25 protein-coding genes are annotated in these 24,412 nt (G+C 55.6%); 20 read left to right on the top strand and 5 right to left on the bottom strand.

The genetic code is table 11. The annotated features are described in order from the left end of the window. The first annotated feature begins 3 nt into the window (after positions 1-3). The 13 genes from ccoS to leuB all read left to right on the top strand — a co-directional run bounded on the left by ccoS (position 4) and on the right by leuB (position 11,061). On the top strand, positions 4-192 hold the full coding sequence (gene ccoS / locus WBY09_RS14835; RefSeq protein WP_008889820.1) for a cbb3-type cytochrome oxidase assembly protein CcoS: 189 nt from the start codon (positions 4-6) through the stop codon (positions 190-192). A gap of 79 nt (positions 193-271) precedes the next feature. Continuing rightward, positions 272-970, top strand: coding sequence for a cyclic nucleotide-binding domain-containing protein (locus WBY09_RS14830; RefSeq protein ID WP_051007599.1), 699 nt, complete (start codon positions 272-274; stop codon positions 968-970). Between the two features lie 213 nt (positions 971-1,183). Continuing rightward, positions 1,184-2,029: a 3-methyl-2-oxobutanoate hydroxymethyltransferase gene (gene panB, locus WBY09_RS14825; RefSeq protein ID WP_336233136.1), complete on the top strand. Its 846-nt coding sequence runs from the start codon at positions 1,184-1,186 to the stop codon at positions 2,027-2,029. 45 nt (positions 2,030-2,074) lie between these two features. Further along, positions 2,075-2,932: a pantoate--beta-alanine ligase gene (gene panC / locus WBY09_RS14820; RefSeq protein WP_336233135.1), complete on the top strand. Its 858-nt coding sequence runs from the start codon at positions 2,075-2,077 to the stop codon at positions 2,930-2,932. 265 nt (positions 2,933-3,197) lie between these two features. Beyond that, positions 3,198-4,685 carry a signal recognition particle protein gene (gene ffh, locus WBY09_RS14815; RefSeq protein WP_063089190.1) on the top strand — a complete coding sequence of 496 codons (1,488 nt, stop codon included), beginning with the start codon at positions 3,198-3,200 and terminating at the stop codon, positions 4,683-4,685. Between the two features lie 149 nt (positions 4,686-4,834). Further along, positions 4,835-5,248, top strand: a complete 414-nt coding sequence (gene rpsP, locus WBY09_RS14810; protein WP_008889815.1) for a 30S ribosomal protein S16 — start codon at positions 4,835-4,837, stop codon at positions 5,246-5,248. Between the two features lie 47 nt (positions 5,249-5,295). Continuing rightward, positions 5,296-5,970, top strand: a complete 675-nt coding sequence (rimM, locus tag WBY09_RS14805) for a ribosome maturation factor RimM (protein WP_008889814.1) — start codon at positions 5,296-5,298, stop codon at positions 5,968-5,970. Between the two features lie 3 nt (positions 5,971-5,973). After that, the gene (gene trmD, locus WBY09_RS14800) at positions 5,974-6,690 is read left to right on the top strand and encodes a tRNA (guanosine(37)-N1)-methyltransferase TrmD (RefSeq protein ID WP_336233133.1); all 717 of its coding nucleotides are present in this window, start codon (positions 5,974-5,976) and stop codon (positions 6,688-6,690) included. A 3-nt stretch (positions 6,691-6,693) separates the two neighbouring features. Beyond that, positions 6,694-7,098 (top strand): 50S ribosomal protein L19, encoded by a 405-nt coding sequence (rplS, locus tag WBY09_RS14795; RefSeq protein ID WP_008889812.1) that lies wholly within the window; start codon positions 6,694-6,696, stop codon positions 7,096-7,098. 545 nt (positions 7,099-7,643) lie between these two features. Then, positions 7,644-9,050 (top strand): 3-isopropylmalate dehydratase large subunit, encoded by a 1,407-nt coding sequence (leuC, locus tag WBY09_RS14790; protein WP_008889811.1) that lies wholly within the window; start codon positions 7,644-7,646, stop codon positions 9,048-9,050. 12 nt (positions 9,051-9,062) lie between these two features. Then, positions 9,063-9,251 carry a hypothetical protein gene (locus WBY09_RS14785; RefSeq protein ID WP_008889810.1) on the top strand — a complete coding sequence of 63 codons (189 nt, stop codon included), beginning with the start codon at positions 9,063-9,065 and terminating at the stop codon, positions 9,249-9,251. A 4-nt stretch (positions 9,252-9,255) separates the two neighbouring features. Next, on the top strand, positions 9,256-9,867 hold the full coding sequence (gene leuD, locus WBY09_RS14780) for a 3-isopropylmalate dehydratase small subunit (RefSeq protein ID WP_008889809.1): 612 nt from the start codon (positions 9,256-9,258) through the stop codon (positions 9,865-9,867). A gap of 90 nt (positions 9,868-9,957) precedes the next feature. Next, a complete protein-coding gene (leuB, locus tag WBY09_RS14775; protein WP_008889808.1) occupies positions 9,958-11,061 on the top strand; it encodes a 3-isopropylmalate dehydrogenase in 1,104 nt (367 codons plus the stop codon). Positions 11,062-11,117: 56 nt separating this feature from the next. Here leuB and sigJ read toward each other — a convergent pair whose 3' ends face one another. From sigJ to WBY09_RS14755, 4 genes are all read right to left on the bottom strand, one after another. After that, a complete protein-coding gene (sigJ, locus tag WBY09_RS14770; protein WP_336233558.1) occupies positions 11,118-12,131 on the bottom strand; it encodes an RNA polymerase sigma factor SigJ in 1,014 nt (337 codons plus the stop codon). After that, the gene (locus WBY09_RS14765) at positions 12,124-12,558 is read right to left on the bottom strand and encodes a carboxymuconolactone decarboxylase family protein (protein ID WP_336233132.1); all 435 of its coding nucleotides are present in this window, start codon (positions 12,556-12,558) and stop codon (positions 12,124-12,126) included. Before WBY09_RS14765 ends, sigJ begins: the two co-directional genes overlap by 8 nt. 133 nt (positions 12,559-12,691) lie before the next feature. Beyond that, on the bottom strand, positions 12,692-13,108 hold the full coding sequence (locus tag WBY09_RS14760) for a hypothetical protein (protein ID WP_336233131.1): 417 nt from the start codon (positions 13,106-13,108) through the stop codon (positions 12,692-12,694). A gap of 244 nt (positions 13,109-13,352) precedes the next feature. Then, positions 13,353-14,576 carry a cyclopropane-fatty-acyl-phospholipid synthase family protein gene (locus WBY09_RS14755; protein ID WP_336233130.1) on the bottom strand — a complete coding sequence of 408 codons (1,224 nt, stop codon included), beginning with the start codon at positions 14,574-14,576 and terminating at the stop codon, positions 13,353-13,355. A gap of 714 nt (positions 14,577-15,290) precedes the next feature. Between WBY09_RS14755 and WBY09_RS14750 the strand changes: the two genes are divergently transcribed. From WBY09_RS14750 to WBY09_RS14720, 7 genes are all read left to right on the top strand, one after another. After that, complete coding sequence (locus WBY09_RS14750; RefSeq protein WP_063089365.1) at positions 15,291-16,313, top strand: aspartate-semialdehyde dehydrogenase; 1,023 nt, start codon at positions 15,291-15,293, stop codon at positions 16,311-16,313. Between the two features lie 189 nt (positions 16,314-16,502). Continuing rightward, a complete protein-coding gene (locus WBY09_RS14745) occupies positions 16,503-17,453 on the top strand; it encodes a sugar-binding transcriptional regulator (RefSeq protein WP_336233129.1) in 951 nt (316 codons plus the stop codon). Between the two features lie 198 nt (positions 17,454-17,651). Further along, positions 17,652-18,962, top strand: a complete 1,311-nt coding sequence (locus WBY09_RS14740; protein WP_210519064.1) for an ABC transporter substrate-binding protein — start codon at positions 17,652-17,654, stop codon at positions 18,960-18,962. A gap of 150 nt (positions 18,963-19,112) precedes the next feature. Next, entirely contained in the window at positions 19,113-19,985 is an 873-nt protein-coding gene (locus WBY09_RS14735; protein WP_336233128.1) for a carbohydrate ABC transporter permease, read from the top strand. 9 nt (positions 19,986-19,994) lie between these two features. Beyond that, positions 19,995-20,825, top strand: coding sequence for a carbohydrate ABC transporter permease (locus tag WBY09_RS14730; RefSeq protein ID WP_008889799.1), 831 nt, complete (start codon positions 19,995-19,997; stop codon positions 20,823-20,825). A 39-nt stretch (positions 20,826-20,864) separates the two neighbouring features. Then, the gene (locus WBY09_RS14725) at positions 20,865-21,872 is read left to right on the top strand and encodes an ABC transporter ATP-binding protein (RefSeq protein ID WP_063089204.1); all 1,008 of its coding nucleotides are present in this window, start codon (positions 20,865-20,867) and stop codon (positions 21,870-21,872) included. A 78-nt stretch (positions 21,873-21,950) separates the two neighbouring features. After that, a complete protein-coding gene (locus WBY09_RS14720; RefSeq protein WP_008889797.1) occupies positions 21,951-22,721 on the top strand; it encodes an SDR family NAD(P)-dependent oxidoreductase in 771 nt (256 codons plus the stop codon). A gap of 355 nt (positions 22,722-23,076) precedes the next feature. Here the strand turns inward: WBY09_RS14720 and WBY09_RS14715 are convergent, their stop codons facing one another. Further along, a complete protein-coding gene (locus WBY09_RS14715; RefSeq protein WP_336233127.1) occupies positions 23,077-24,321 on the bottom strand; it encodes a winged helix-turn-helix domain-containing protein in 1,245 nt (414 codons plus the stop codon). Between the last annotated feature and the right edge of the window lie 91 nt (positions 24,322-24,412).

Genomic DNA, 24,412 nt, shown 5'->3' with positions numbered 1-24,412 from the left:
GCCATGAGCAACCTCCTTCTCCTGATCCCGATTGCATTGTTTCTGGGGCTTCTTGGCCTTGGGGCCTTCTTGTGGTCGTTGCGTTCCGGGCAGTTTGACGATATGGAAGGTGCGGCAAATCGCATTCTGTTTGATGACGATGACGTCACGCCTCCGGGGAACTCAAAGAAGTTCCATCAAGGCGATAGTTAGAATTGCTTGAAACAGGGCTATCTCATCGGATAGATTTGTTTACAATGCGCCTACCGGGTCACCAGCATCGGAGTCTACGATGGCAGTCCGCCCCCAAATCTGCGAAGCCTGTTCTATCAAGGACTTAACTTTTTGCTCCGCATTGCATGGCGATGAACATGATCAGCTGCGTCAATTGCTTACGCATGCACATTATGACCCGCACACGACGATTTTCCACGAGGCAGAAGACGCAGACTACGTCTTCAACGTCACATCCGGCTCTGTAAAGTTGTATAAATTGCTCGGCGATGGCCGCCGCCAGATCACCGGTTTTCTGTTTGCGGGTGACTTTCTTGGTCTCGCACTGAATGCCAATTACAGCTACACCGCCGAGGCGATTGAACCGGTAACCGCATGTCGGTTCCCGCGCCAGAAGCTGGAAAAACTGTTCGACAAGTTTCCGCATCTTGAAAAACGCATGCTGGGCATGGCGGTCGATGAACTGGCCGCCGCACAGGATCAGATGCTTCTGCTTGGCCGCAAGACCGCCAAGGAAAAGGTCGCATCCTTCCTTCTGATGCTGGCCCGCCGTCAGGAACATCGCGGCGAAAGCAGCGAGACCATCAACGTGCCCATGAGCCGTTCCGACATTGCCGACTATCTGGGTCTGACCATTGAAACCGTGTCACGTACCCTGACCCAGTTGCGCAAGGAAGCAACGATCACGCTCAAGGATAACCGCCATATCGAGGCGGTCGGTCTCGACATGCTTGAAGATCTTGCCGAAGGTCTTTGATTTCTGCGTGCCTGTAATCGGCCAATAGCAATTTAGGACGCTGATCCTTCGAACGATCAGCCAAACTATGCCCAAAATCCCGGTTATTGGCCGAATTGCCTATTTCGCGATTGCAAAAAAGGTTTCCCGATCGCGGTCATGATATTGTAAACATGACCGCACGCTCGACAAAGATCGGGCAGCGAAATCCGGTTGTACCGGGGGAGAAACGTCATGAGTGCCACCAGCAAAAAGATGGGCCGGACCTCCGTCCCAGAACTCCGTGCCCGTAAGGGCAAAGATCCGATTGTCTGCCTGACGGCCTATACCGCGCCGATGGCGCAACGTCTTGATGAACATTGCGACCTGCTTCTGGTCGGTGATTCACTGGGCATGGTTGTTTATGGCATGGAAAGCACGCTTGCCGTGACCGTCGATATGATGGTCAACCATGGCAAGGCCGTGATGCGCGGATCAAAGAATGCCTGTGTTGTTGTTGATCTGCCGTTTGGCAGCTATCAGGAATCCAAGGAACAGGCGTTCCGCACAGCATCCCACATTCTGGCTGAAACCGGCTGTGCCGCCGTCAAGCTTGAAGGCGGTGCCGAACTTGCCGAAACCATCGAATTCCTGTCCATGCGCGGCGTGCCAGTCATGGCCCATATTGGCCTGATGCCCCAACAGGTCAACACCATGGGCGGCTTCAAAAGTCAGGGCCGTGACGAAGAAACCGCACGCAAAACCCTTGCTGATGCCAAGGCGGTTGCCAAGGCCGGTGCCTTTTCGGTTGTCGTCGAAGGCACGGTTGAACCCGTTGCCCGTCAGATCACCGAGGCCATCGACATCCCGACCATTGGCATTGGTGCCTCGGTCGCCTGTGATGGGCAGGTTCTGGTCACCGAAGACATCCTTGGTCTGTTTTCCGACTTCACGCCGAAATTCGTCAAACGCTACGCCAATCTTGGCGATGCGGTATCCGAGGCCGTCGGCCAATACGCCGACGAAGTGCGCACCCGTCAGTTCCCGACGGATGAACATTGCTTTGGGTTAGCGAAAAAAGGTAAGTTGCGCGCGGTCTGATCCAGACCGCCGCGATTTTCTGCAATCTTCGATACGACGAAAACGATGTCCCTTACGACTGTTCACACTGTCGCTGATCTGCGCGCGACTGTTGCCAACTGGCGCGCCGAAGGCCTGCGTGTCGCCCTGGTTCCGACCATGGGCGCGCTTCATGATGGCCATATCAGCCTGACACATCTGGCGCGTGAACATGCAGATCGGGTGATCGTTTCGATTTTCGTCAATCCGACCCAGTTCGCCCCGAACGAGGATTTCGGTGCATATCCCCGCACCCTGCCCGCCGATCAGAAACTGCTCGATAACGCCGGGGTCGAGCTGTGCTTTGCCCCCTCGGTCGAGGAAATGTATCCCGACGGTTTTGCCACCAAGGTCTCTGTGGATGGCGCGATGACCAATGTGCTGTGTGGGGCGGCCCGCCCCGGCCACTTTGATGGCGTGGCACAGGTTGTCACCAAATTGCTGCTCCAGGCCCAGCCAGATTGGGCGATTTTCGGACAGAAAGACTATCAGCAACTGATGGTCATCCGGCGCTTCAGCGCAGATCTGAACATCCCGGTCGAGATCATCGGGGCAAAAATCCTGCGCGAAGATGACGGCCTCGCCATGTCATCGCGCAACCGCTATCTGACGCCGGAAGAACGCGCGATTGCCCCGACGCTCAACAAAGTGCTTGCTGAAATCACCGCCAAGGCCGCCAAGGGCGCCGAACTCGGCCCGCTTCTGGCCAAGGGGCGCGAAGATATCTTGTCTGCCGGGTTTGATCCGATCGATTACCTTGAAGTCCGCAATGCCGATACGCTGGAACTGATCAGTGATACGGTGACAAAACCGGCCCGAATCTTTGTTGCCGCCCGGCTGGGCAAGGCGCGTCTGATTGACAATCACGCGATTGAGCCTGCGTAACTCAGGGCACGAGCCGGGCATTACTGCCGGTTAAACACCCGGGCACAGTGGCGGAATCGCCGATTGCGCGCCAAACAGGATGAAAAGCGCAGAATAACGCGCTTTTGCGCCCGATTGCGCTTGACTCCCACCCCCTGATCCAATAAACCCTCCCCACCAAAGGTCGCCCAAGAGGTGACTCCCCCAGTCCTCGAGTTTCGAGCACTGGGTTTTAGTTTTTTGTGCGCACACGGTGGAAACACCAGCAACACAGACGGGATTTGGAATGTTTGAAGGACTAAGCGATCGCCTTGGCGGGGTTCTCGATAAGCTGCGCAAACGTGGCGCGCTGAAAGAATCCGACGTCAAGGAGGCCATGCGCGAAGTACGCGTCGCCCTGCTTGAGGCGGACGTGGCACTTCCGGTCGTTAAAACCTTTATCTCCAACGCCACCGAACGTGCAGTTGGTGCCGATGTTCTGCGCTCGGTCACGCCGGGCCAGATGGTTGTTAAGATCGTCCATGACGAACTGAAAAACATGCTGGGCGAAGGCGAGGAAATCAATCTCGCTTCCACCCCGCCGGTTCCGATCCTGATGGTCGGTCTGCAGGGTTCGGGTAAAACCACCAGTTCCGCCAAGATCGCGCTGAACCTGACCAAAAAGCGCAACAAGAAAGTCCTTCTGGCATCGCTTGATATCTATCGTCCGGCCGCCCAGCAGCAGCTGAAAGTTCTGGCCGACGATAACGGTCTTGGCATTCTGCCGATCGTCATGGGCGAAAAACCGGTTTCGATTGCCAAACGTGCGATGGATACCGGCCGCAAGGAAGGCTATGACGCGGTCATCCTTGATACCGCCGGTCGTCTGCATATCGACATGGAACTGATGAGCGAAGTCGCCCAGATCCGTGATGCCGTCAACCCGGTCGAGACCCTTCTGGTTACCGATGCGATGACCGGTCAGGACTCGGTCAACGTTGCCAAGGAATTTGCCGACAAGGTCGGCATCACCGGTATCGTTCTAACCCGTGTTGATGGTGATGCGCGCGGTGGTGCCGCCCTTTCGATGCGTCAAATCACCGGTTGCCCGATCAAGATGATCGGTATCGGCGAAAAAATCGACGAGATGGAAGCCTTCCATCCCGATCGTATCGCCAACCGTATTCTTGGCATGGGCGATGTTGTCAGCCTGGTTGAAAAGGCTGCCGAAAACATCAAGGCCGAAGACGCCGAGAAAATGGCCAAGAAGCTGCGCAAGGGTCAGTTTGACCTGAACGACCTTCTGGCACAGCTCAAACAGCTTCAGAAAATGGGTGATCTTTCCGGCATCATGGGGATGCTGCCGGGCATGGGCGCGCTGAAAAAACAGATGTCGCAGACCAAGCTTGATCCCAAACTTCTGACCCACCAGGAAGCGATCATCCTGTCGATGACGCCGAAGGAACGTGAAAACCCGGCCCTGATCAAGGCATCGCGCAAAAAGCGTATTGCCGCTGGCTGTGGCTTGAGCGTTCAGGATGTGAACAAGCTTCTGAAGCAGTACCAGACCATGTCCACCATGATCAAAAAGATGGGCAAGATGGGCAAAAAGGGTTTGTTTGGCGGCATGCCGAAAATGGACCCGGCAATGCTTGAGGGCGGCGATATGCCCGATCTCAACAACTTGCCAAAAGGATTTACCGGTGGCGGGGGCGGTTTGCCGCCCGGGTTACCGGGATTGGGAGGCGGCGGTGGCTTGCCTCCGGGATTCCCGGGGTTCGGCAAAAAGAAATAGCCAAGCCCCCGGTTCTGAAATGGGTTCTTCAAGAATTCCTCTTAGGAACCAAAACCGGCCCACAAAGCCGGATCAAAGACCAAGTGAATAGGCCCCTCGGGGTCATGATTTAGAAGACTACAAACCCAAGCTGAAAGGAACTTATCCGAATGGCTGTCAAGATTCGTCTTTCCCGTGGCGGTGCCAAGAAGCGTCCGTACTACCGTATCGTAGTTGCTGACGTTCGTGCCCCGCGTGACGGCAGCTTCATCGAGCGCGTCGGTACCTATGACCCGATGCTCCCGAAGGATGCTGACAACCGCGTGACCTTCAAAGAAGAGCGCATCAAATACTGGCTGTCCGTTGGCGCACAGCCGACCGATCGTGTTGCACGTTTCCTGGGCAAAGCTGGCCTGGCTGACGCGTTCAAACCGACCGAACAGCCGCAGAAGTCTGCTCCGAAAGCGAAAGCTCAGGAACGTCTTCGTGAGAAAGCTGAGAAAGCCGAAGCTGCTGCTGCCGCTGCTGCGGAAGCCGCTGCCGAAGCAGCAGCACCTGCTGAAGAAGAAGCTGCAGGCGAGTAATCGCTGAACGCACGCTTTGATCAGATACCGGAAACTTGTGAACCGAAATGGCTGATACCCGCAAATCCAAAAACGACGAAGCTTATGTCTGCGTCGGCATGATCACCGCCCCGCACGGGGTGCGTGGTGCCGTGCGCGTCAAAAGCTATACCGTCGATCCGGATAACCTTGTCGGTTACGGCCCGTTGTTCGACGCCAAGGGACGCGTGAAATACAAGCTGTCTCCTGTCGGACATGTCCGCGACCAGTTGATCGCCAAGATCGAAGGTGTGGACGACCGGGACGCCGCCGAACGGCTGCGGGGCACCAAGCTGCATGTACCGCGTGCTGCACTGCCTGACACGGTTGAAGAAGATGAATTCTACCTTGCTGACCTTGTCGGTCTGAAAGCGTTCCACATTGATGGTTCGGTTTTTGGCACCGTACGGGGTGTGGCTGATTTTGGCGCTGGCGACGTAATCGAAGTCGCGCTCGAAGAAGCCAAGAACAAGGTTGTTGTTCTTCCCTTCACCAAGGAAGTCGTGCCCGAGGTCATTCTTTCGGAACGCAAGATGGTGGTAAATCCGCCCGAGGGGCTACTGCAGGATGAGGACGGACCCGGTAATCGTAACCGTCGTCCGAACAAACCCCGCAAGGACTCTCAGGCCGACCGCGATTCTGATGCCGTTGCTGCAGATGCAGTAGGCGCGGAAACCGCGACCGGCAGCGGGAAGGAGGCCTGATCGATGTCTGTGTGGCAGGCAAAAGTTGCAACCCTGTTCCCGGAAATGTTTCCGGGTGTGCTTGGTCAGTCTTTGGCTGGCAAGGCGCTTGAAAACGGGATCTGGTCGCTTGATGTCAAAGACATCCGCGATCATGCAACCGACCGCCACCGCACTGTAGACGACAATCCCTTTGGGGGCGGGGCCGGTATGGTCATGCGCCCGGATATTGTCGACGCCGCCCTGCGTGAATTGCGTGCAGATGCACCGCAATTGCCGCTGATTTATCTCAGCCCGCGGGGAAAAGTGCTGAACCAGAAACGCTGCCGCGAATTGGCAGCAGGCCCGGGTGCCATCCTGCTTTGCGGTCGTTACGAAGGTATCGACCAACGGGTTCTGGATGAACACGAGGCCGAGGAAATCAGCATCGGTGATTACATCCTCATGGGCGGCGAACTGCCGGCCATGGTCCTGATTGAATCGTGCATTCGCCTCATCGAGGGAACGGTCAACAAGACCGAGTCTGTCGACGAGGAAAGCTTTGAAACCGGGTTGCTTGAATATCCGCATTACACGCGCCCGGCCAATTGGAACGGGCGTGACGTGCCGGAGATCTTGCTTTCCGGACATCATGCCAAGGTACAAGCCTGGCGGCATGCTCAGGCAGAAGAAATTACCCGCGCGCGACGCCCGGACCTTTGGGACCGGTACGTGGCAAACGGGAACATCAAAGAGGGTTAAACCATGACCAACATCATCCAGCAGCTCGAGAAAGAGCAGCTCGACAAAATCGTTGCGCAGCGCGAAGTTCCGGAATTCGATGCAGGTGATACCGTCCGTGTACACCTGAAAGTCGTTGAAGGTACCCGTGAGCGTATCCAGCAGTTCGAAGGCGTATGCATTGCGCGTAAGAACCGCGGCCTGAACTCTTCCTTCACCGTGCGTAAAATCGCATCGGGCGAAGGCGTTGAGCGTATCTTCCAGTCGTACTCCCCGGCCATCGACAAAATCGAAGTCGTTCGCCGCGGTGACGTACGTCGCGCGAAACTCTACTACCTTCGTGGCCGTACCGGTAAATCTGCACGTATCGCCGAGCAGACCACCGGCCACAAAGGCAAACTGACCGCCGAAGAACGCAAGAAGAAGTAATTCTTCGCTGTTCTCAGCATCAGAACAAAGACGGGCTCACCTTCGGGTGGGCCCGTTTTCGTTTCCGGTCCCTGGTCAGGGCGAGACCAGAAACCGCCAAATACACTCATTGGTTGCATTATAGCGAATCGCCGGATTTAGCCTCAAAGAATGCAGTCCCGCAGAAATCCGACGATAAATTTATCAGCTTTCATTATATCAGATATCCCTTACCTATATCGTTAAACGCTGATTTGGCTACTCTGGGATGCTGTAAAATGATACACTCTATTTAAAAGTGTGCATGATCCAAAAACACGCGCCCGATACCTTGCGATTTGGAAGGCGGCGTGTATAAAGGCACTCCCGCGGCAAAAACGAACAAACCCGCGTGGTTCTGGATAATAAAATTTCGCAAACCGGATAAAGCCGGTTGCGCCGGAGAAACGTCAAGCCCCACCCGCCGTCAAAAGCAGGTATTGTCGCGATCTTCGTCCCATTCAGAACCGCACCCAGCGGCTTGATCGTTGCTGCTCAAAAGATCGATGTATTATGAGGAGGTCGAGATGGGTCAACCTAAAACCCTTTTTGACAAGATTTGGGAAAGCCATGTGGTCGACACGCAGGATGATGGTACCTGCCTGCTTTATATTGACCGTCATCTCGTCCACGAAGTGACCAGCCCGCAGGCCTTCGAAGGTCTGCGCAATTCAGGCCGCAAAGTGCGCCATCCGGAATTGACGCTCGCCGTGCCGGATCACAACGTTCCGACCTCTGACCGTTCCGAAGGCATCAAGGAAGAAGACAGCCGCATTCAGGTTGAAACCCTTGACCAGAACGCCAAGGATACCGGCATTCACTATTTCCCGATGAACGATCTGCGTCAGGGCATCGTGCACATCGTCGGCCCGGAAGAAGGCTTTACCCTTCCTGGCGTGACCATGGTTTGTGGTGACAGCCACACCTCGACCCACGGCGCATTTGGCGCGCTGGCATTTGGTATCGGTACGTCCGAAGTTGAACACGTTCTGGCCACCCAGACGCTGGTTCAGAAACCGGCCAAAAACATGCTGGTCAAGGTCGAAGGCGATCTGCATCCGGGTGTGACCGCCAAGGACATCACCCTTGCGATCATCGGTCGCATCGGCACTGCCGGTGGTACCGGCTATGTCATCGAATATGCTGGCTCAGCCATCCGTTCGCTGTCGGTTGAAGGCCGCATGACGGTCTGCAACATGTCGATCGAAGGCGGCGCACGCGCTGGCCTGATCGCCCCGGACGAGAAAACCTTTGAATATATCAAGGGCCGCCCGATGGCCCCGAAAGGTGCCGCGTTCGAACAGGCTGTTGAATACTGGAAGACCCTGCCGTCTGACGAAGGCGCACATTACGACAAGATTGTCGAAATCGATGCCGCCGAAATCGTCCCGCAGGTTACCTGGGGCACCAGCCCGGAAGACGTTGTTCCGGTTACCGGCACCGTTCCGTTCCCGTCTGACGGCAAGGATGCCGGCAAGCAAAAGGCCATTGCCCGTTCGCTGGAATATATGGGGCTGACCGCCGGCACCCCGATCGAGGAAATCAAGATCGACCGAGTCTTTATTGGTTCTTGCACCAACGGTCGTATCGAAGACCTGCGTGCTGTTGCCGAAGTCGCCAAGGGTCGCAAGGTTGCCGAAACCGTCAATGCCATGATCGTTCCGGGCTCCGGCCTTGTGAAAGAACAGGCAGAGGCAGAAGGTCTGCATGAGATCTTCATCGAAGCAGGCTTTGACTGGCGCGAACCGGGCTGCTCGATGTGTCTGGCGATGAACCCGGACCGTCTGGCCCCGGGCGAGCGTTGCGCTTCGACCTCGAACCGTAACTTCGAAGGCCGTCAGGGCCGTGGTGGTCGTACCCACCTCGTCAGCCCGGCCATGGCAGCTGCGGCTGCGATCACCGGTCATCTGACCGACATTCGCAAACTCGGTTAAGGAAGGTTCCCCATGGCCGATCACACATTGATCAATTTCCGCGAAAGTGCCCCTCGTCTGGGCCGCGCACCGGTGCTTGAGCACCTCCTGCCGCAACTGACCGGCATCAACCTGCCGGACTTCGTGGCCCAGGAACTCGACGCGACCGAAGAATTGATCGAAGCACTCGGTCTGGCCTGGGAAACTGGAAGCAAGGGATAAGATAATGGAAAAATTCACCAAGCTCACCGGTGTTGCAGCACCACTGCCGATGATCAATGTCGATACCGACATGATCATTCCCAAACAGTTCCTCAAAACCATCAAACGTTCGGGCCTTGGCAAGAACCTGTTTGATGAAATGCGTTACGACGATAACGGCAACGAAATTCCGGATTTCGTTCTGAACAAACCGGCCTATCGCAATGCCAAGATTCTTGTATCGGGTGACAATTTCGGCTGTGGCTCGTCGCGTGAACACGCACCGTGGTCGCTGCTTGATTTCGGTATTCGCTGCGTGATCGCACCAAGCTTTGCCGACATTTTCTATAACAACTGCTTTAAGAACGGCATCCTTCCGATCCGTCTGCCGCAAGAAGATGTCGACAAGCTGATGGCCGACGCCGAACGCGGTGCAAATGCCACCGTCACCGTTGATCTTGAAAATCAGGAAATCACTGGTCCGGATGGCGGCTGCATCAAGTTTGAAGTCGAAGAATTCCGCAAGCATTGCCTGCTGAATGGCCTCGACGACATTGGCCTGACCCTGCAGAAGGCCGATGCCATCAACGATTTCGAAGCCAAGCGCGCTGCATCGCAGCCCTGGCTGTCGCTGTAATTGCAAAAGCGGGCGGCAAACATCGGTTTGCCGCCCGTTTTCTGATCGTTACGGGGTAAGCGGCCCCAAAAATCTGGGAAGGAAGCATTTATGAGCACCACCAAAAAAGTACTGATGCTGCCGGGCGACGGAATTGGCCCGGAAGTCATGCGTCAGGTTCAGCGCGTCATGGACTGGATGGCGAAAAAGCGCAGCGTGAATTTCGAAATCACCGAAGGTCTGATCGGCGGCGCATCAATCGATGCCCATAAAAACCCGCTGACCGACGAAACGCTTGCGGATGCCATGGCAGCCGACGCTGTTCTTCTGGGTGCTGTTGGTGGTCCGAAATGGGACGACATGCCGTTCGACATCAAACCGGAACGTGGCTTGCTCAAAATCCGTAAGGAAATGGGCCTGTTTGCCAACCTGCGTCCGGCACTGGTGTTTGACGCCCTTGTCGGTGCATCAACGCTCAAGGAAGACGTCGTTAAGGGTCTTGATATCATGATCCTGCGTGAACTGACCGGTGGCATCTATTTCGGTCAGCCGCGCGGCATCGAAGAACGCGACGGTGTCCGTCACGGCTTCAACACCCTTGTTTACTCCGAGCCGGAAGTCGAACGCATCGCGCGCGTTGCCTTTGACATGGCAATGAAACGCAATAAGCGCCTGTGCTCTGTCGATAAGGCCAACGTTCTGGAATCCACCGTTCTGTGGCGCGAAGTTGTCGAACGTGTTGCCAAGGACTTCCCGGAAGTCGAACTGAGCCACATGTATGTCGATAACGCTGCCATGCAGCTGGTGCGTAACCCGAAACAGTTTGACGTGATGGTCACCACCAACATGTTTGGCGACATTCTTTCCGATTGTGCCGCCATGCTGACCGGATCGCTTGGTATGCTGCCGTCTGCATCGCTCGGTGCGGCCGATGCAAACGGTGCGCGCAAGGCGCTTTATGAGCCGGTACATGGCTCCGCCCCGGACATCGCCGGTCAGGACATCGCCAACCCGCTGGCAACCATCCTGTCCTTCGCCATGATGCTGCGTTATTCGTTTGACATGGGCGACGATGCCACCCTGATCGAAGATGCCGTACAAAACGTCCTTAAGGGGGGCCTGCGTACTGCGGACATCATGCAGCCGGGCATGGCCAAGGTTTCGACCACGGTTATGGGTGAGTCGCTGATCAGCGAACTCGACAAGCTCGTCTGATCGTTTAAAGCGATCCCGATATTAAAAAGGCCGGATAGTTATCCGGCCTTTTTGCATTAATCGGTGATCTCGATGGCATCGGCAAGAATGCCGGAAAACAGCGCCAGCTTGTCCGGGTTTCGATGAACAAACAGATCGACAATCTTCCCATCACGTTCGGTCGCGCAGAGTGCGGTGGCCACAACGCCGTCCTCGGCCATAAGGATCCAGCATTGATCCTTGATCGTGACACCAAAGATACGCTCGCCCGGGCTGCGCTTGCCCCAGACACCAAGAAAGAACCGCGACACATGATCGGCGCCAAACAGCGGATTTGCCGTCGCCAGTGCCTTGCCGCCACCATCGGAATGCAAAATCACATCAGGTGCCAGCAGATCTAGCAACCGGCCAACGTCACTCGTCCCGATGGCCGTGACAAACGCATCCAGCCGATCCCGATCACAGGCCGTTGCATTCGGTTCGGGCGTCGCATCGCGATCACTGTCGCGCTGCATCTTGCGTCGGGCGCGGAACAGGATCTGACGGGTATTGTTCGGGGTGCGTTCGATCAGGGGGGCGATATCGTCATGCATCCAATCAAAAACTTCATGCAGCACAAGCGCCACACGCTCCACCGGTGCAAGACGTTCAAGCATCAACATATAAGCCTGTCCAAGGCCGTCCTGTTCGATCAGTTGCGTTTCGGCTTTGGGTTGTTCGGGTGGCAACCACGGCTCTGGCAACCAGTGACCGACATAGTTTTCGCGCTGGCGGCGGGCTGATTTCAACACATCAAGGCAGATATTGCTGCACACCCGGACAAGCCAGCCGGTGGCGTCATTGATCGTCTCATGATCCTGATTGCGCCACCGTAGCCAGACATCCTGAACCGCATCTTCGGCATCGGCGTGACTGCCCAACATACGATAAGCCAACGCGGTCAACCGTGCCCTGTGTTGTTCAAAAACCCGATCTGCCACAGATGTCCCACCAAACGCGTGAAGCGATACGGGGAAATCCCGTATCGCTGTGTGTCTCCGATTGTAAGGGGTTTTTGCGCTTCCGTCAGGAAGCTTGCGACGATCATGCAAATTCATGCTGCGCGATGCCCAACCGGTTCCATGCATTCATCGTCGCAATGATGCAGGTCAGCTCCGCAATCTCGGCTTCTTCGAAATGATCAAGAAGCACGCGGTGGCATTTCGAAATCGTGACTTGGCATTCCGCCCGGGTCAGGCATTCGGCCCATGCCAGTGCCGCACGCTCTGCCGCGTTGAACCCTTCGGCACCCTGCCAAACTGGCAACATCGCAAGTTTGACCGGATCCCCGCCATGTTTGGCAAAGCTGTCAGAATGCATCCGAACGCAATAGGCGCAGCCATTGATCTGCGACACCCGACACTCAATAAGGTCACGCAGTACCGGTGCAATCAGCGGGTTTTCGCCAAGCTTGGTGGCAAGGTCGAACTGGGCCTGAAACAGTTTCGGGCTGACTTCATGAAAGGCAAAGCGGGTCATGGCAATTCTCCTTGGTGACACGAGGAATACAGGGGAAAAATTCCCCTCTGCCCACAAGGACGAAACACGGGCGGCCTGTGTTACACGACCCGCCCGCAAAATTCGAAATTTATGAAATCAGCAATCTGGGATTTCAGACGATGCCCGCATCCGCAAGCGCGTGGGCGACATTGTCATGCATCACCCATGTCCAGTCCTCGCCCTCGCTTTGCGTGCCATCAGCAAGGGTGAATATCGCCGCCAGATAATCACTGACATCGGTTTTGCACATCGGAAGGTCTGCTGCGGCCGCGACCTTGGCGGCAAGCCGGCCATACTTCTTATTCCCGATGCGGCATCCGAAATGCCCGACCGTCTCGGCCAGCTTCAGCCCCGTAATCTTGCGCCCCGGCGCTTTGGCATGTGCACGCAGCATATCGCGTTCGCAGCTCGACATTTCGATTTCGGCCAAGGCCCGGACATAGTCCTCAGGTCGTCCGATATGCGGGGCAAGTGCTGTGTCACCGCCTCTGGCGCGGGTCGCGTCATCCCGGGTGATCATTTCAAACATGTCGTTTCCTCCCGACAGAATGACCGGTTTTCCGCTTTTCACATCTGTCGTGCCGGTCCATCACGCGATGTGGCTTGGTTTGAAGGCACGTCTTTGATCTTCTTTGTTTTGATTTTGATTTGCAGTCATGCAGTGCATTTTACCGCAACAGGGTCGCACGGCTCTTTATTGAATATGGGAAGCAGCAAGCAGAAAACAAACAGGGCGGGAAACCATCGCTCCCCGCCCTATATCATTGCGATCCTCAGGCATATTCAAAGCCCGGCTTGGTAAAGACGAACTGGCCGACCCGCATGCCGCCGCCGCCCTCGCCCGCGTCAAAGGCATTGATGCATCCGGCCAGATAGAATTCCCACATGCGTTTGAATTCTTCGTCGTATTTTTCCGGATCAAGCTCATCGGCGACTTTGCGGAACCGATCGCGCCACGCAATCAGCGTCTGGGCATAATTGCGACCGGCATGGAAGTTGGACGCCTCTACCGTCAGGTTGGAATGTTCGGCGGCCTCGATCACTTCATGCACCGCCGGAATGTACCCGCCGGGGAAGATATATTTATCAATCCACGGTGAGGTAAACTCAGCCCGCGGCTTGATGATGGTATGGATCACAGCCCTCCCGCCGGCCTTAAGCAGCTCACTGACCTTTTCGAAATAGGTTTTGAACTGATGGCGACCGACATGTTCAAACATGCCGACCGATACCACGCGGTCATACTTCCCGGCATTGGCATCGGCAAACAGCCGATAATCCAGCAGGTGGTAATCAAGCCCCGCCTTCATATTACCGCCCATCTCGGAGCGCTTTTCCTGCGCCCAGTTATATTGTTCGGTCGAAAGCGTGATGCCATGCACTTCTGCCCCGGTCTCACGATGGATAAAGCGGCTTAACCCGCCCCAGCCACAACCGATATCGACCACGCGCAGACCCGGCTCATTGATCTTGAGCCGCTGGGTGGTCAGGCTCATTTTCCGATGCTGGGCTTCCTCAAGGGTCTGCGCCCCATCATCCCAGAAGGCACATGAATATTGCATCTCCGGATCAAGGAACCGGGTGTAGAGATCATTGCCGATATCATAGTGATGGCGCACGCGGTGTGAGGCGGCCCTGACCGATGTAAACTGCCCGATCTGGAATTTCAGCGCCTGCAGCTTTTCAATAAAGCTGCCAAACCCGCTGGTCGAATGCCCGCCTTCGAAATTAAGACGCAGCACCTTGATCAGGTCCTCCATCTCGCAGTTCACAAGGTCGAACCCGCCATGCATGAAGGCTTCGCCAAAGCCCGGGTCCGGGCTCAGTGCCATTTTAAGTGTGTTGGTCCAGTCCGGAACGGTCATACCCGCCCTCGGTTCTGACCCATCTCCCAGCACGATCTCGTGCTTGTCATCCACACGGAATACCAAAGTCCCGCGCGTGACATGTTCCCGAAAGAAATCGAGAACCTTTTTCTGTGTCCAATCCAAACTCATCGGGTACGTCATTGGCCGTCCTTTTTATAAAAGTCGGGATAGGACCAGGACCCATTAATTTGATTTGAATGGCAGACGTTATATTTGTGAAATCCAAGGAAAATGCCGCAGAGCGGGTTGGCATCCCGCGCAAGGGATTTGACGCCGGAGTTTGCAAATATAACGTCTGTCCTTCGGATTAACCGGATTTGCACGGGCTACTTTGTCGTAAAACCTTGAAGGATGTATATCGTCCTGCGGTTTTCCTCCGCGTATCCGCACAAATCCGGTAAACCATTCAAACCAAATTAATGGGTCCTGGTCCTAGTGATCGCCCCATATGCAGCAATGCCGCATATCTGTAATGAACCCGTGATCAGGATCGTTTTGTCTGGCCGTCCGGAGGATCGTCAGGTGGTCACATCGGTGGCGTGGACGCCAACCAGGCAGAAATTCAGAAATCAACCTGGCAAGATGCAAAACGTTTCTGATTTCAGGTTCGTTACATGAACCCCTTTGGTAATTCTGCCAGATTTTTCTGCGATCTCAAGTAGTAATCATGATCACATTGGCAACGACATGCTTGCGCAATCGCCGAGAAACCCTTACATCTCGCCGCAGATTATCAGACATTACCCAAAGGCATGGTCGCTGCGTCATCCGTTGTCGCACGGGGCTTTCCCGTTCCGGCACCATTTTGATCACCATGCCGACAAGACTGAAAGAGGCACCCTGATGGGCTACAAAATCGCCGTTGTCGGCGCGACCGGAAATGTCGGGCGCGAGATGCTAAACACCCTTGCCGAACGCAAATTCCCGGCAGACGAAATCTTTGCGCTGGCATCGTCGAAATCCATCGGGCGCACCGTGGGCTATGGCGAAGATGACGAGATCAGTGTTCTTGATGCCGCAACCTTTGATTTCTCAAAGGCCGATATCGCCCTGTTCTCGGCCGGTGGTGAAACCGCCAAGAAACTGGCGCCCAAGGCTGCCGAGGCAGGCTGTGTTGTCATCGACAATTCCAGCTATTGGCGCATGGAGCCGGGTGTTCCGCTGGTCGTGCCCGAGGTCAATGGCGATGCGCTGGCCGGATACGCCAAAAAGAACATCATCGCCAACCCGAACTGCTCGACCATTCAGATGGTTCTGGCCCTTAAGCCGCTTCATGACATCGCCACGATCAAACGCATCGTTGTTGCGACCTATCAGTCGGTGTCGGGTGCCGGTCGTGCCGCCATGGACGAGCTGTTTAACCAGACCAAAGGCATCTATGTGAATGATCCGCCCAAGAAGGAGGAATTCACCAAACAGATCGCCTTTAACGTCATCCCGCATATCGACAATTTCATGGATGATGGCGCGACCCGCGAAGAATGGAAAATGTCGGTCGAGACCCGCAAAATTCTTGCGCCGGAAATCGCAGTCCACGCCACCTGCGTGCGCGTTCCGGTCTTTGTCGGCCATGGCGAAGCGGTCAATATCGAGTTTGAAAAACCGATCACGGTCGAAGAAGCCCGCAAGGCGATGAAAAACTTCCCCGGCGTTTCGGTTGTCGATTACCGTCAGGACGAAGGCTATGTCACCCCGCAGGAAGTCCAGGGCGAAGACAATGTCTTTGTCTCGCGCGTGCGTAAGGACCCGACAGTCGCAAACGGCCTGTCGTTGTGGTGTGTTGGCGACAACCTGCGCAAGGGTGCCGCCCTGAATGCAGTTCAGATTGCCGAGAAACTGGTCGCAGAATTCCTGCCGAAGAAATAAGCGATCCCTTGGATCAGCAACAGATTACAACCAAAACCCGCCTGTCATGGGCGGGTTTTGTCGTTCCATATCCCGGCAAGATGCTGGTCAGCGGCAAAAAAAGGCGCTAGGGAAAAAGAAGACAAATTTTCAAAATCAAAAAATACCTGTTCGCCTTTTGGCAACGGATCAAAAAGTCCGGGGAATGAGATGGTCAAACGCACCCGCAAGGAAGCGGCCCGCCTCGATGAAGCAGCCCGCGCTGGCTGGCTTTATTACTGTGCTGGCAACACGCAAGATGAAATCGCCCAGAAGCTTGGCGTGTCACGCCCGACCGCACAGCGTCTGGTATCTGCTGCCGTCAGCGAGGGGCTGGTAAAGGTTCGCCTTGATCACCCGATTGCGCGTTGCATGGAACTGGGCAAGGCGATCTGCGAGACCTATGGCATTGCCGGTTGCGATGTGGTGCCAACCGATCCGGCGGCACCCGATGCGATGTTTGGTATGGCGCAGGCGGCGGCAAACTATCTCGAACGTGCGCTGCATTCCACCGAACCAAAAATCATCGCACTTGGTACGGGGCGCGCCATGCGCGCCATGGTCGATGAAATCGGGCGTATTGATGCCTATCATCACAAGATCGTCTCCCTGGTCGGCACCATTGCCCATGACGGGGCGGCCAGTTTCTATGATGCGGTGACCGATCTTGCCGACCGCACCCGTGCGCCGCATTATCCGCTGCCGATCCCGGTGATCATCGCCGATCCGCAGATGCGCGAACGCATGCAGCAACAGCCCCCGATGGACAATATCCTCAAACTCGCGCGCGAGGCCGACATCCGCTTTATCGGGGTCGGGCATCTGGGCGATGATGCCCCGCTGCATATTGACGGCTTTATCTCGAAAGACGAGCTGGAGTCACTACGCGAAAGTGGCGGCATTGGCGAAGTGATCAGTTGGTCGTTTGATCAGGACGGCAATATCCTTGATCACCCGGTCAATCACTGTGTCACCAGTGCGCCGGCTGTCCAGCCCGCGACCAACACCATTGCGGTCGCCAAGGGTGCGAAAAAAGTCGCCGCGATTCGCGGTGCGATGCGTGGCCAATTGATTTCAACGCTGATTACCGACGAAGCCACTGCGGAAAGTTTGCTGCGCTAGCACGCGGCATTTTTCACCCACACAGCAAATAGTTCTGCGCCCTGCCACCCATATCGGCAGGGCGTTTCTTTGTGCGCCGCAAAAACGATTTTGTTTGACAAGCAATAGCGAAATTGAGTGAATGCTCATTACCTGAACAAATGATCAATGTGGGCAACCGAAGTTGCTCAGCGGGTAAATAGTCCTTTGGGAGGAAATATGAAACGCGTAATGGGAGTAGCGCTTTGTGCGCTGCTGGCAGGCGGTGTTGCACACGCCAATGCCGAAACGAAACTGACCATCGCTACCGTCAACAACGGTGACATGATCCGCATGCAGAAGCTGACGGATGATTTCACCTCCAAGAATCCTGACATTTCCCTTGAGTGGGTCACGCTTGAGGAAAACACCCTGCGTCAGCGCGTTACCACTGACATCGCCACCAAAGGCGGTCAGTATGACGTCATGACCATTGGGACCTACGAAGTGCCGATCTGGGCTGAAAAAGGCTGGCTCGCACCGCTTGATAATCTTGGTTCCGACTATGACGTCGATGACCTGATGCCTGCCATCCGCTCTGCCGTTTCCAACGATGGTCAGCTTTATGCTGCACCGTTCTACGGCGAAAGCTCGATGATGATGTACCGCACCGATCTGTTCGAAGCTGCCGGTATCGAAATCAACGGTCGCCTGACCTGGGACCAGACTCTTGAAATCGCCAAGAAACTCCACAAGCCTGACGAAGGTGTCTATGGCATCTGCCTGCGTGGCAAGGCCGGCTGGGGTGAAAACATGGCGCTGATCACCACCATGGGCAACGCCTTTGGTGCACGCCTGTTCGACGAGAACTGGAACCCGACCTTTGACAGTGCCGAGTGGAAAAATGCCCTCGACATGTACACCAACGTCCTTGGTAACTACGGCCCTCCCGGTGCGACCTCGAACGGCTTTAACGAAAACCTGTCGCTGTTCAACTCCGGCAAATGCGGCATGTGGATTGACGCCACCGTTGCGGCATCCTTCGTGACCAACCCCAAAGAATCCAAAGTTGCAGACAAGGTCGGCTTCACCGAAGCACCGTGCGCTGTAACCTGCACCGGCGCCAACTGGCTCTGGGCATGGAACCTTGGCATTCCGATGGGTTCCCAGAAAGTAGAAGCTGCTCAGAAGTTCATCTCCTGGGCAACCTCGAAAGCCTATCTGGAACTGGTTGCCTCCAAAGAAGGTTGGGCAAACGTACCGCCGGGCACCCGTATGTCGCTTTATGAAAACCCGAAATATCTTGAAGCGGCACCGTTCGCAGACGAGACCCTTCTGGCGATCGACAGCGCTGATCCGATCAACTCGACCCTGGAACCGAAGCCGTATGTTGGTGTTCAGTTCGCTGCAATCCCTGAATTCCAGGGTATCGGCACCACGGTCGGTCAGCAGTTCTCCGCAGCCCTTGCAGGTCAGATGAGTGTTGAAGAGGCCCTTTCGGCCGCTCAGTCCAGCACTGATCGCACCATGCGCAAGGCTGGTTACTACTGATACACTACCCAGACCGGACTTCCGCCCTTGATGCGACGTCCGGTCTGAACCTCCTTGACCTGAGAGAAACTTGGGTGGTGGTTGCAAAACACACCACCCTTTTTTTCCCTTAAAGTCACGGATCGAAACGACAATTTCGGGGAGCACATCATGTCGACACGGGCCTCGACCCTTACCGGGCGTATCATGTCCGCACCGTCGATCATCGTCCTGTTCTTGTGGATGGCCGTCCCGCTGGGCATGACGATTTACTTCTCCTTCCTGCGCTACAACCTGTTGTCGCCGGGAATGGAAGAGTGGATCGGTACACTTAACTACGAATTCTTCCTGACAGATCCGGCATTCTTCGCATCCCTTGCCAATACCCTTTTGCTGGTCGGGTCTGTTCTGGTCATCACGGTGGTGGGTGGCATCCTTCTGGGTCTGATGCTGGATCAGCCGATCTTCGGGCGTGGCATCCTGCGCCTGCTGGTGATTGCACCGTTCTTCATCATGCCGACCGTGAACGCGCTGGTCTGGAAGAACCTTTTGATGGATCCGGTGTCAGGCATGTTTGCCTGGATCGCCAGCCTGTTTGGGTTGCCCGCGATTGACTGGTTTACCAATGCACCGCTGACCTCGATCATCATCATGGTGTCATGGCAATGGTTGCCCTTTGCCGTTTTGATCCTGCTCACAGCCCTGCAATCGCTTGACCGCGATCAAAAAGAAGCCGCCCAGATGGATGGTGCCGGTCCGGTCGCGATCTTCTTCTATATTACGCTTCCGCACCTTAGCCGTGCGATCACAGTGGTCGTTCTGATCGAAACCATCTTCCTGCTTACCGTCTTTGCCGAGATCTTTGTCACCACCGGTGGTGGCCCGGGCCTGGCAACGACCAACATCGCCTTCCTTGTCTATATGCAGGCGCTGTTGCAGTTCGATGTTGGTGGCGCATCTGCCGGCGGCATTGTCGCGGTCATTCTGGCCAATATCGTGGCGATCTTCCTGATCCGCCTCATCGGCAAGAACCTGGACAAATAGGGGCACGACATGGAAAGCAAACAAACACCCCTTGGCTATGTCAGCTTCTCGGTCTTCGCGTGGATCGTGGGTCTTCTGATCTTCTTCCCGATCTTCTGGATGGTGCTGACCAGCTTCAAGACCGAACTCGAAGCGGTGTCCATCCCGCCGAGCTTCATCTCGTTCGACTGGACACTGGAAAACTATGCCGAGGTCCAGCAACGCTCGAACTATTTCAAGTTCGCCATGAACTCGGTGATCCTCGCCGTCGGTTCCACCCTGGTCGGTCTGGTCTTTGCCGTGACCTGCGCATGGGCAATGGCCTTTAACCCGACCAAGCGCACCAAGGACGCCCTTCTGTGGATGCTCTCGACCAAGATGATGCCGCCGGTTGGCGTTCTGGTCCCGATCTATCTGGTGTTCCGCGATTGGGGACTGCTTGATACCCGCTTTGGTCTGATCATGGTTCTGTTCTTGATGAACCTGCCGATCATGGTCTGGATGCTCTACACCTATTTCAAGGAAATCCCGACCGACATCCTCGAAGCGGCCCGCATGGATGGCGCAACCCTGCCCAAGGAAATCATCTTTGTGCTGTTGCCCATGGCGGTTCCCGGTATCGCATCGACCATGCTGCTCAACATCATTCTGGCATGGAACGAAGCCTTCTGGACGCTCAACCTGACAACGTCCGATGCAGCCCCGCTGACAGCTTTCATCGCGTCTTATTCAAGTCCCGAGGGCCTGTTCTGGGCGAAGCTTTCAGCCGCATCGACGCTCGCGGTTGCCCCAATTCTCGTGATTGGCTGGTTCTCTCAGAAACAGCTGGTTCGTGGTCTGACATTCGGCGCGGTCAAGTAACCGCAGCCTGATAGCAATCTGGAAAGAAGGAACACCAAAATGGGTGCTATCCGACTGGAAAAAGTCAAGAAAACCTTCGGCACACTCGATGTTATTCCCGGTGTCGATCTTGATATCAATGACGGTGAATTCGTGGTTTTCGTCGGTCCGTCGGGCTGTGGCAAATCAACGCTTCTGCGACTGATTGCAGGCCTTGAAGACGTCACCGATGGCAAAATCCTGATCAACGGAACCGATGTCGCCAACGAGGCCCCGGCCAAACGTGGCCTGTCCATGGTCTTTCAGTCCTATGCGCTTTACCCGCATATGACCGTCTATAACAACATTGCGTTTGGCCTGAAAATGGCCGGTGAAAGCAAGGAAGTTATCGAAGAGAAAGTCCAGTCTGCGGCCAAGATCCTGAACCTGACCGACTATCTTGAACGTCGTCCGGGCGCACTTTCGGGTGGTCAGCGTCAACGTGTTGCCATTGGCCGTGCGATTGTCCGCAACCCGGCGGCCTTCCTGTTTGACGAACCGCTTTCCAACCTTGATGCGGCGCTGCGTGTGAACATGCGGCTCGAAATCACCGGCCTGCATCAGGAACTGAAAACCACCATGATCTACGTGACCCACGATCAGGTCGAAGCCATGACCATGGCCGACAAGATCGTGGTCCTTCAGGCCGGCCGTGTTGAACAGGTCGGCAAGCCGATGGAACTTTACAACAACCCGACAAACAAGTTTGTCGCGGGCTTTATCGGGTCACCGAAAATGAACTTCCTGGGCGGGGAGCTTGCCAAAAAATACGATTGCCACGAAATCGGCATTCGCCCGGAACACTTCGCGGTCAGCACCGAAAAGGGTGAAATCCCGGCAACCGTCAAGATCGCCGAACACCTTGGTGCCGAAACATATCTTCATGTCGAAGCCGACGGTCTCGGTCCGATGACGGTTCGTGCCACCGGGGAAATCCCGCTTGGCGAACATGACAAGATTTTCCTGACCCCGGAACAGGATCGCATCCATCGCTTTGATGCCCAAGGGCTGGCGCTGGCCAAATCCTGATACGTGCAAAAACCGGATCGCGATGTCCCACAAACATTGCGATCCCGTCTTACCAACCAAGCCACTTGTGAGTCCAAAATGTATCTGAAAAAGTTCGATCTTACGGGCCGTCGGGCCTATGTCACTGGCGGCGGTCGTGCCATCGGCCTGTCCTGCTGCGAAGCACTGGCAGAGGCCGGCGCCCATGTCATCATCGGTGACATCAGCGAAGGTGTTGCCGAAGAAGGCCGCGATTACCTGAAATCCAAAGGTTACTCGGCTGATATCGACATCATGGATGTCACCAACACCGATCAGGTCCGTGCAAGTGCCGAAAAAATGGCCAAGCAGGGCGGCGTTGATATCCTGGTCAACAATGCCGGTATCGCACGTTCGGAAACCCCGGCGGAAACCGTCACCGATGAACATTGGCTCAATGTCATTGACGTCAACCTGAACGGCACCTTCTGGTGCTGCCGTGAATTCGGCAAGCAGATGCTTGAAAAGAAAAACGGCGTCATCGTCAATGTCGGTTCCATGTCCGGCTTCATCGTCAATAAGCCGCAGGAACAGGCCTATTACAACGCCTCCAAGGCAGCGGTCCACCACCTGACCAAGTCGCTGGCGGCCGAATGGGGCAACCGCGGTGTGCGCGTCAATGCCGTCGCACCGACCTATATCGCAACCCCGCTCAATGAATTCGTAAAATCCAAGCCGGAAATGTATGACGCATGGATCAACGGCACCCCGATGGCCCGTCTTGGCCTGACCGAAGAAATCGGATCGGTTGTCCTGTTCCTTGCCTCTGACGCTTCCAGCCTGATGACCGGGTCCATCGTTCTGGCAGATGGGGGTTACACCTGCTGGTAAGGCCAGGTGAAACAATATGACCACATTGTCCTGAAGCTTTTGTGGTCAGCCAGTTCGACGGATAAACGGGGCGCGGATGTGGGACCTGCGCCCCGTTTACCTTACGGGTACACTGGATAGGGTCAGCAGCCATTAATTTGATTTGAATGGCAGACGTTAAATTTGCGAAATCCAAGGAAAAGTCCGCCGAGCGGGTTGGTATCCCGCGCAAGGATTTTGACGCAGGAGTTTGCAAATTTAACGCCTGTCCTAAGGATTAAACGGATTTGCACGGGCTACTTTGTCGCAAAACCTTGAAAGATGCATATCTTCCTGCGGCTTTGCTCCGCGTATCCACACAAATCTGTTTAACCATTTAAACCAAATTAATGGGTGCTGACCCTATATACTTTGAAAAGTCATTGGCGGGCATCACCTCGACCCCGCCCAGTCCCAGAAAGACCGCCAGCCGTTGCAGGTTTTCCATCAACGGCCCGGCAACATCGGCGGCCCTCACATGGTCTTCAAGATGCGCACTCTGCACTCTAAGCACCCCGGCCTGCCGATCTGATTTCAAATCCACCCGGGCAACAAATTCGCCATTTAACATGAATGGCAAAACGTAATAGCCGTATTGGCGTTTCTCGGCGGGAACATAAATCTCGATCCGGTAGTTAAAGCCGAAAATCCGCTCCACCCGATCACGTTCCCACATCACCGGATCAAACGGCACCATCAGGCATGTCGGCTTGGCACGTGACCGCGGATTGACCTTCGGGCACAGATAACCCGGCTGCTTCCATCCTTCGACGTCGGCTTGCAGTAACCGGCCCTCTTCGACCAGTCGCGCCAGACAGGCCTTGGTTTCATCGGTTGGCAAACGGAAATATTTGCGCAGATCAATCTCGGCGGCGACCCCCATGGCGGCAATCCCCTGGCAGATCAGGTCGCACATCGCATCCTGTCGATCCCGTTCGGGTTCGTGTGCCGCGTCGCCAATGATCCGATGCGGCAAATCATATTCGCGCTCAAAACTGCTGCGCCGTTTGCGCGCCATCACCTGTCCGCTCCAGAACAGGTATTCCATCGCGGTTTTGGTGTTCGACCAGCCCCACCATTTCTCGCTGCTACGCCCCTCGGTCTCAAGAGAACTGGCCGCAACCGCGCCCTCTTGGTCAATATGGCGCAGGATGTTGTCAATCAGATCAGGTTGTTCGCGCTGAACCCGCGCGATCCGTCCCCACGTCCCCATGCCCCGTTCGGCATCACGCATCCGCCAACGATAAAGCGGATAATCCTCAACCGGGATCATCGATGCTTCGTGGCCCCAATATTCAAACAGCTTGCGCTGGCGCGCCGTTCCCCAGACCATTTCATCAAGCATCTTCGGGTCATAAACGCCCAACCGCGAAAAGATCGGCATGTAATGGGCCCGTGTCAGGACATTGACACTGTCGACCTGCAACATATTGGTCGCGCGGATGGTTTTAAGGATCTGGCGCTTGGTCACGTCCCGGTCGGGATTGGCGGCAAAGCCCTGCCCGACAAGTGCCAGGTTACGCGCCTGTTTGGCAGATATCGAAACGGTCGGGGACGGGGTGGCAGCACTGTCAATCGGCATCAGGACACACTTGGAAAATCGAACAAAAACAGGTGCATGCTAACACAGGCTCCTGACAATTCTGGCAGGATGATTTTGCGCTCGTTCGCAC

The sequence above is a fragment of the Thalassospira sp. CH_XMU1458 genome, assembly GCF_037027205.1.
GTDB lineage: Bacteria > Pseudomonadota > Alphaproteobacteria > Rhodospirillales > Thalassospiraceae > Thalassospira > Thalassospira tepidiphila.
The sequence above is the reverse complement of the archived record's forward strand: the minus strand, read 5'-3'. Positions and strand labels throughout refer to the sequence as shown.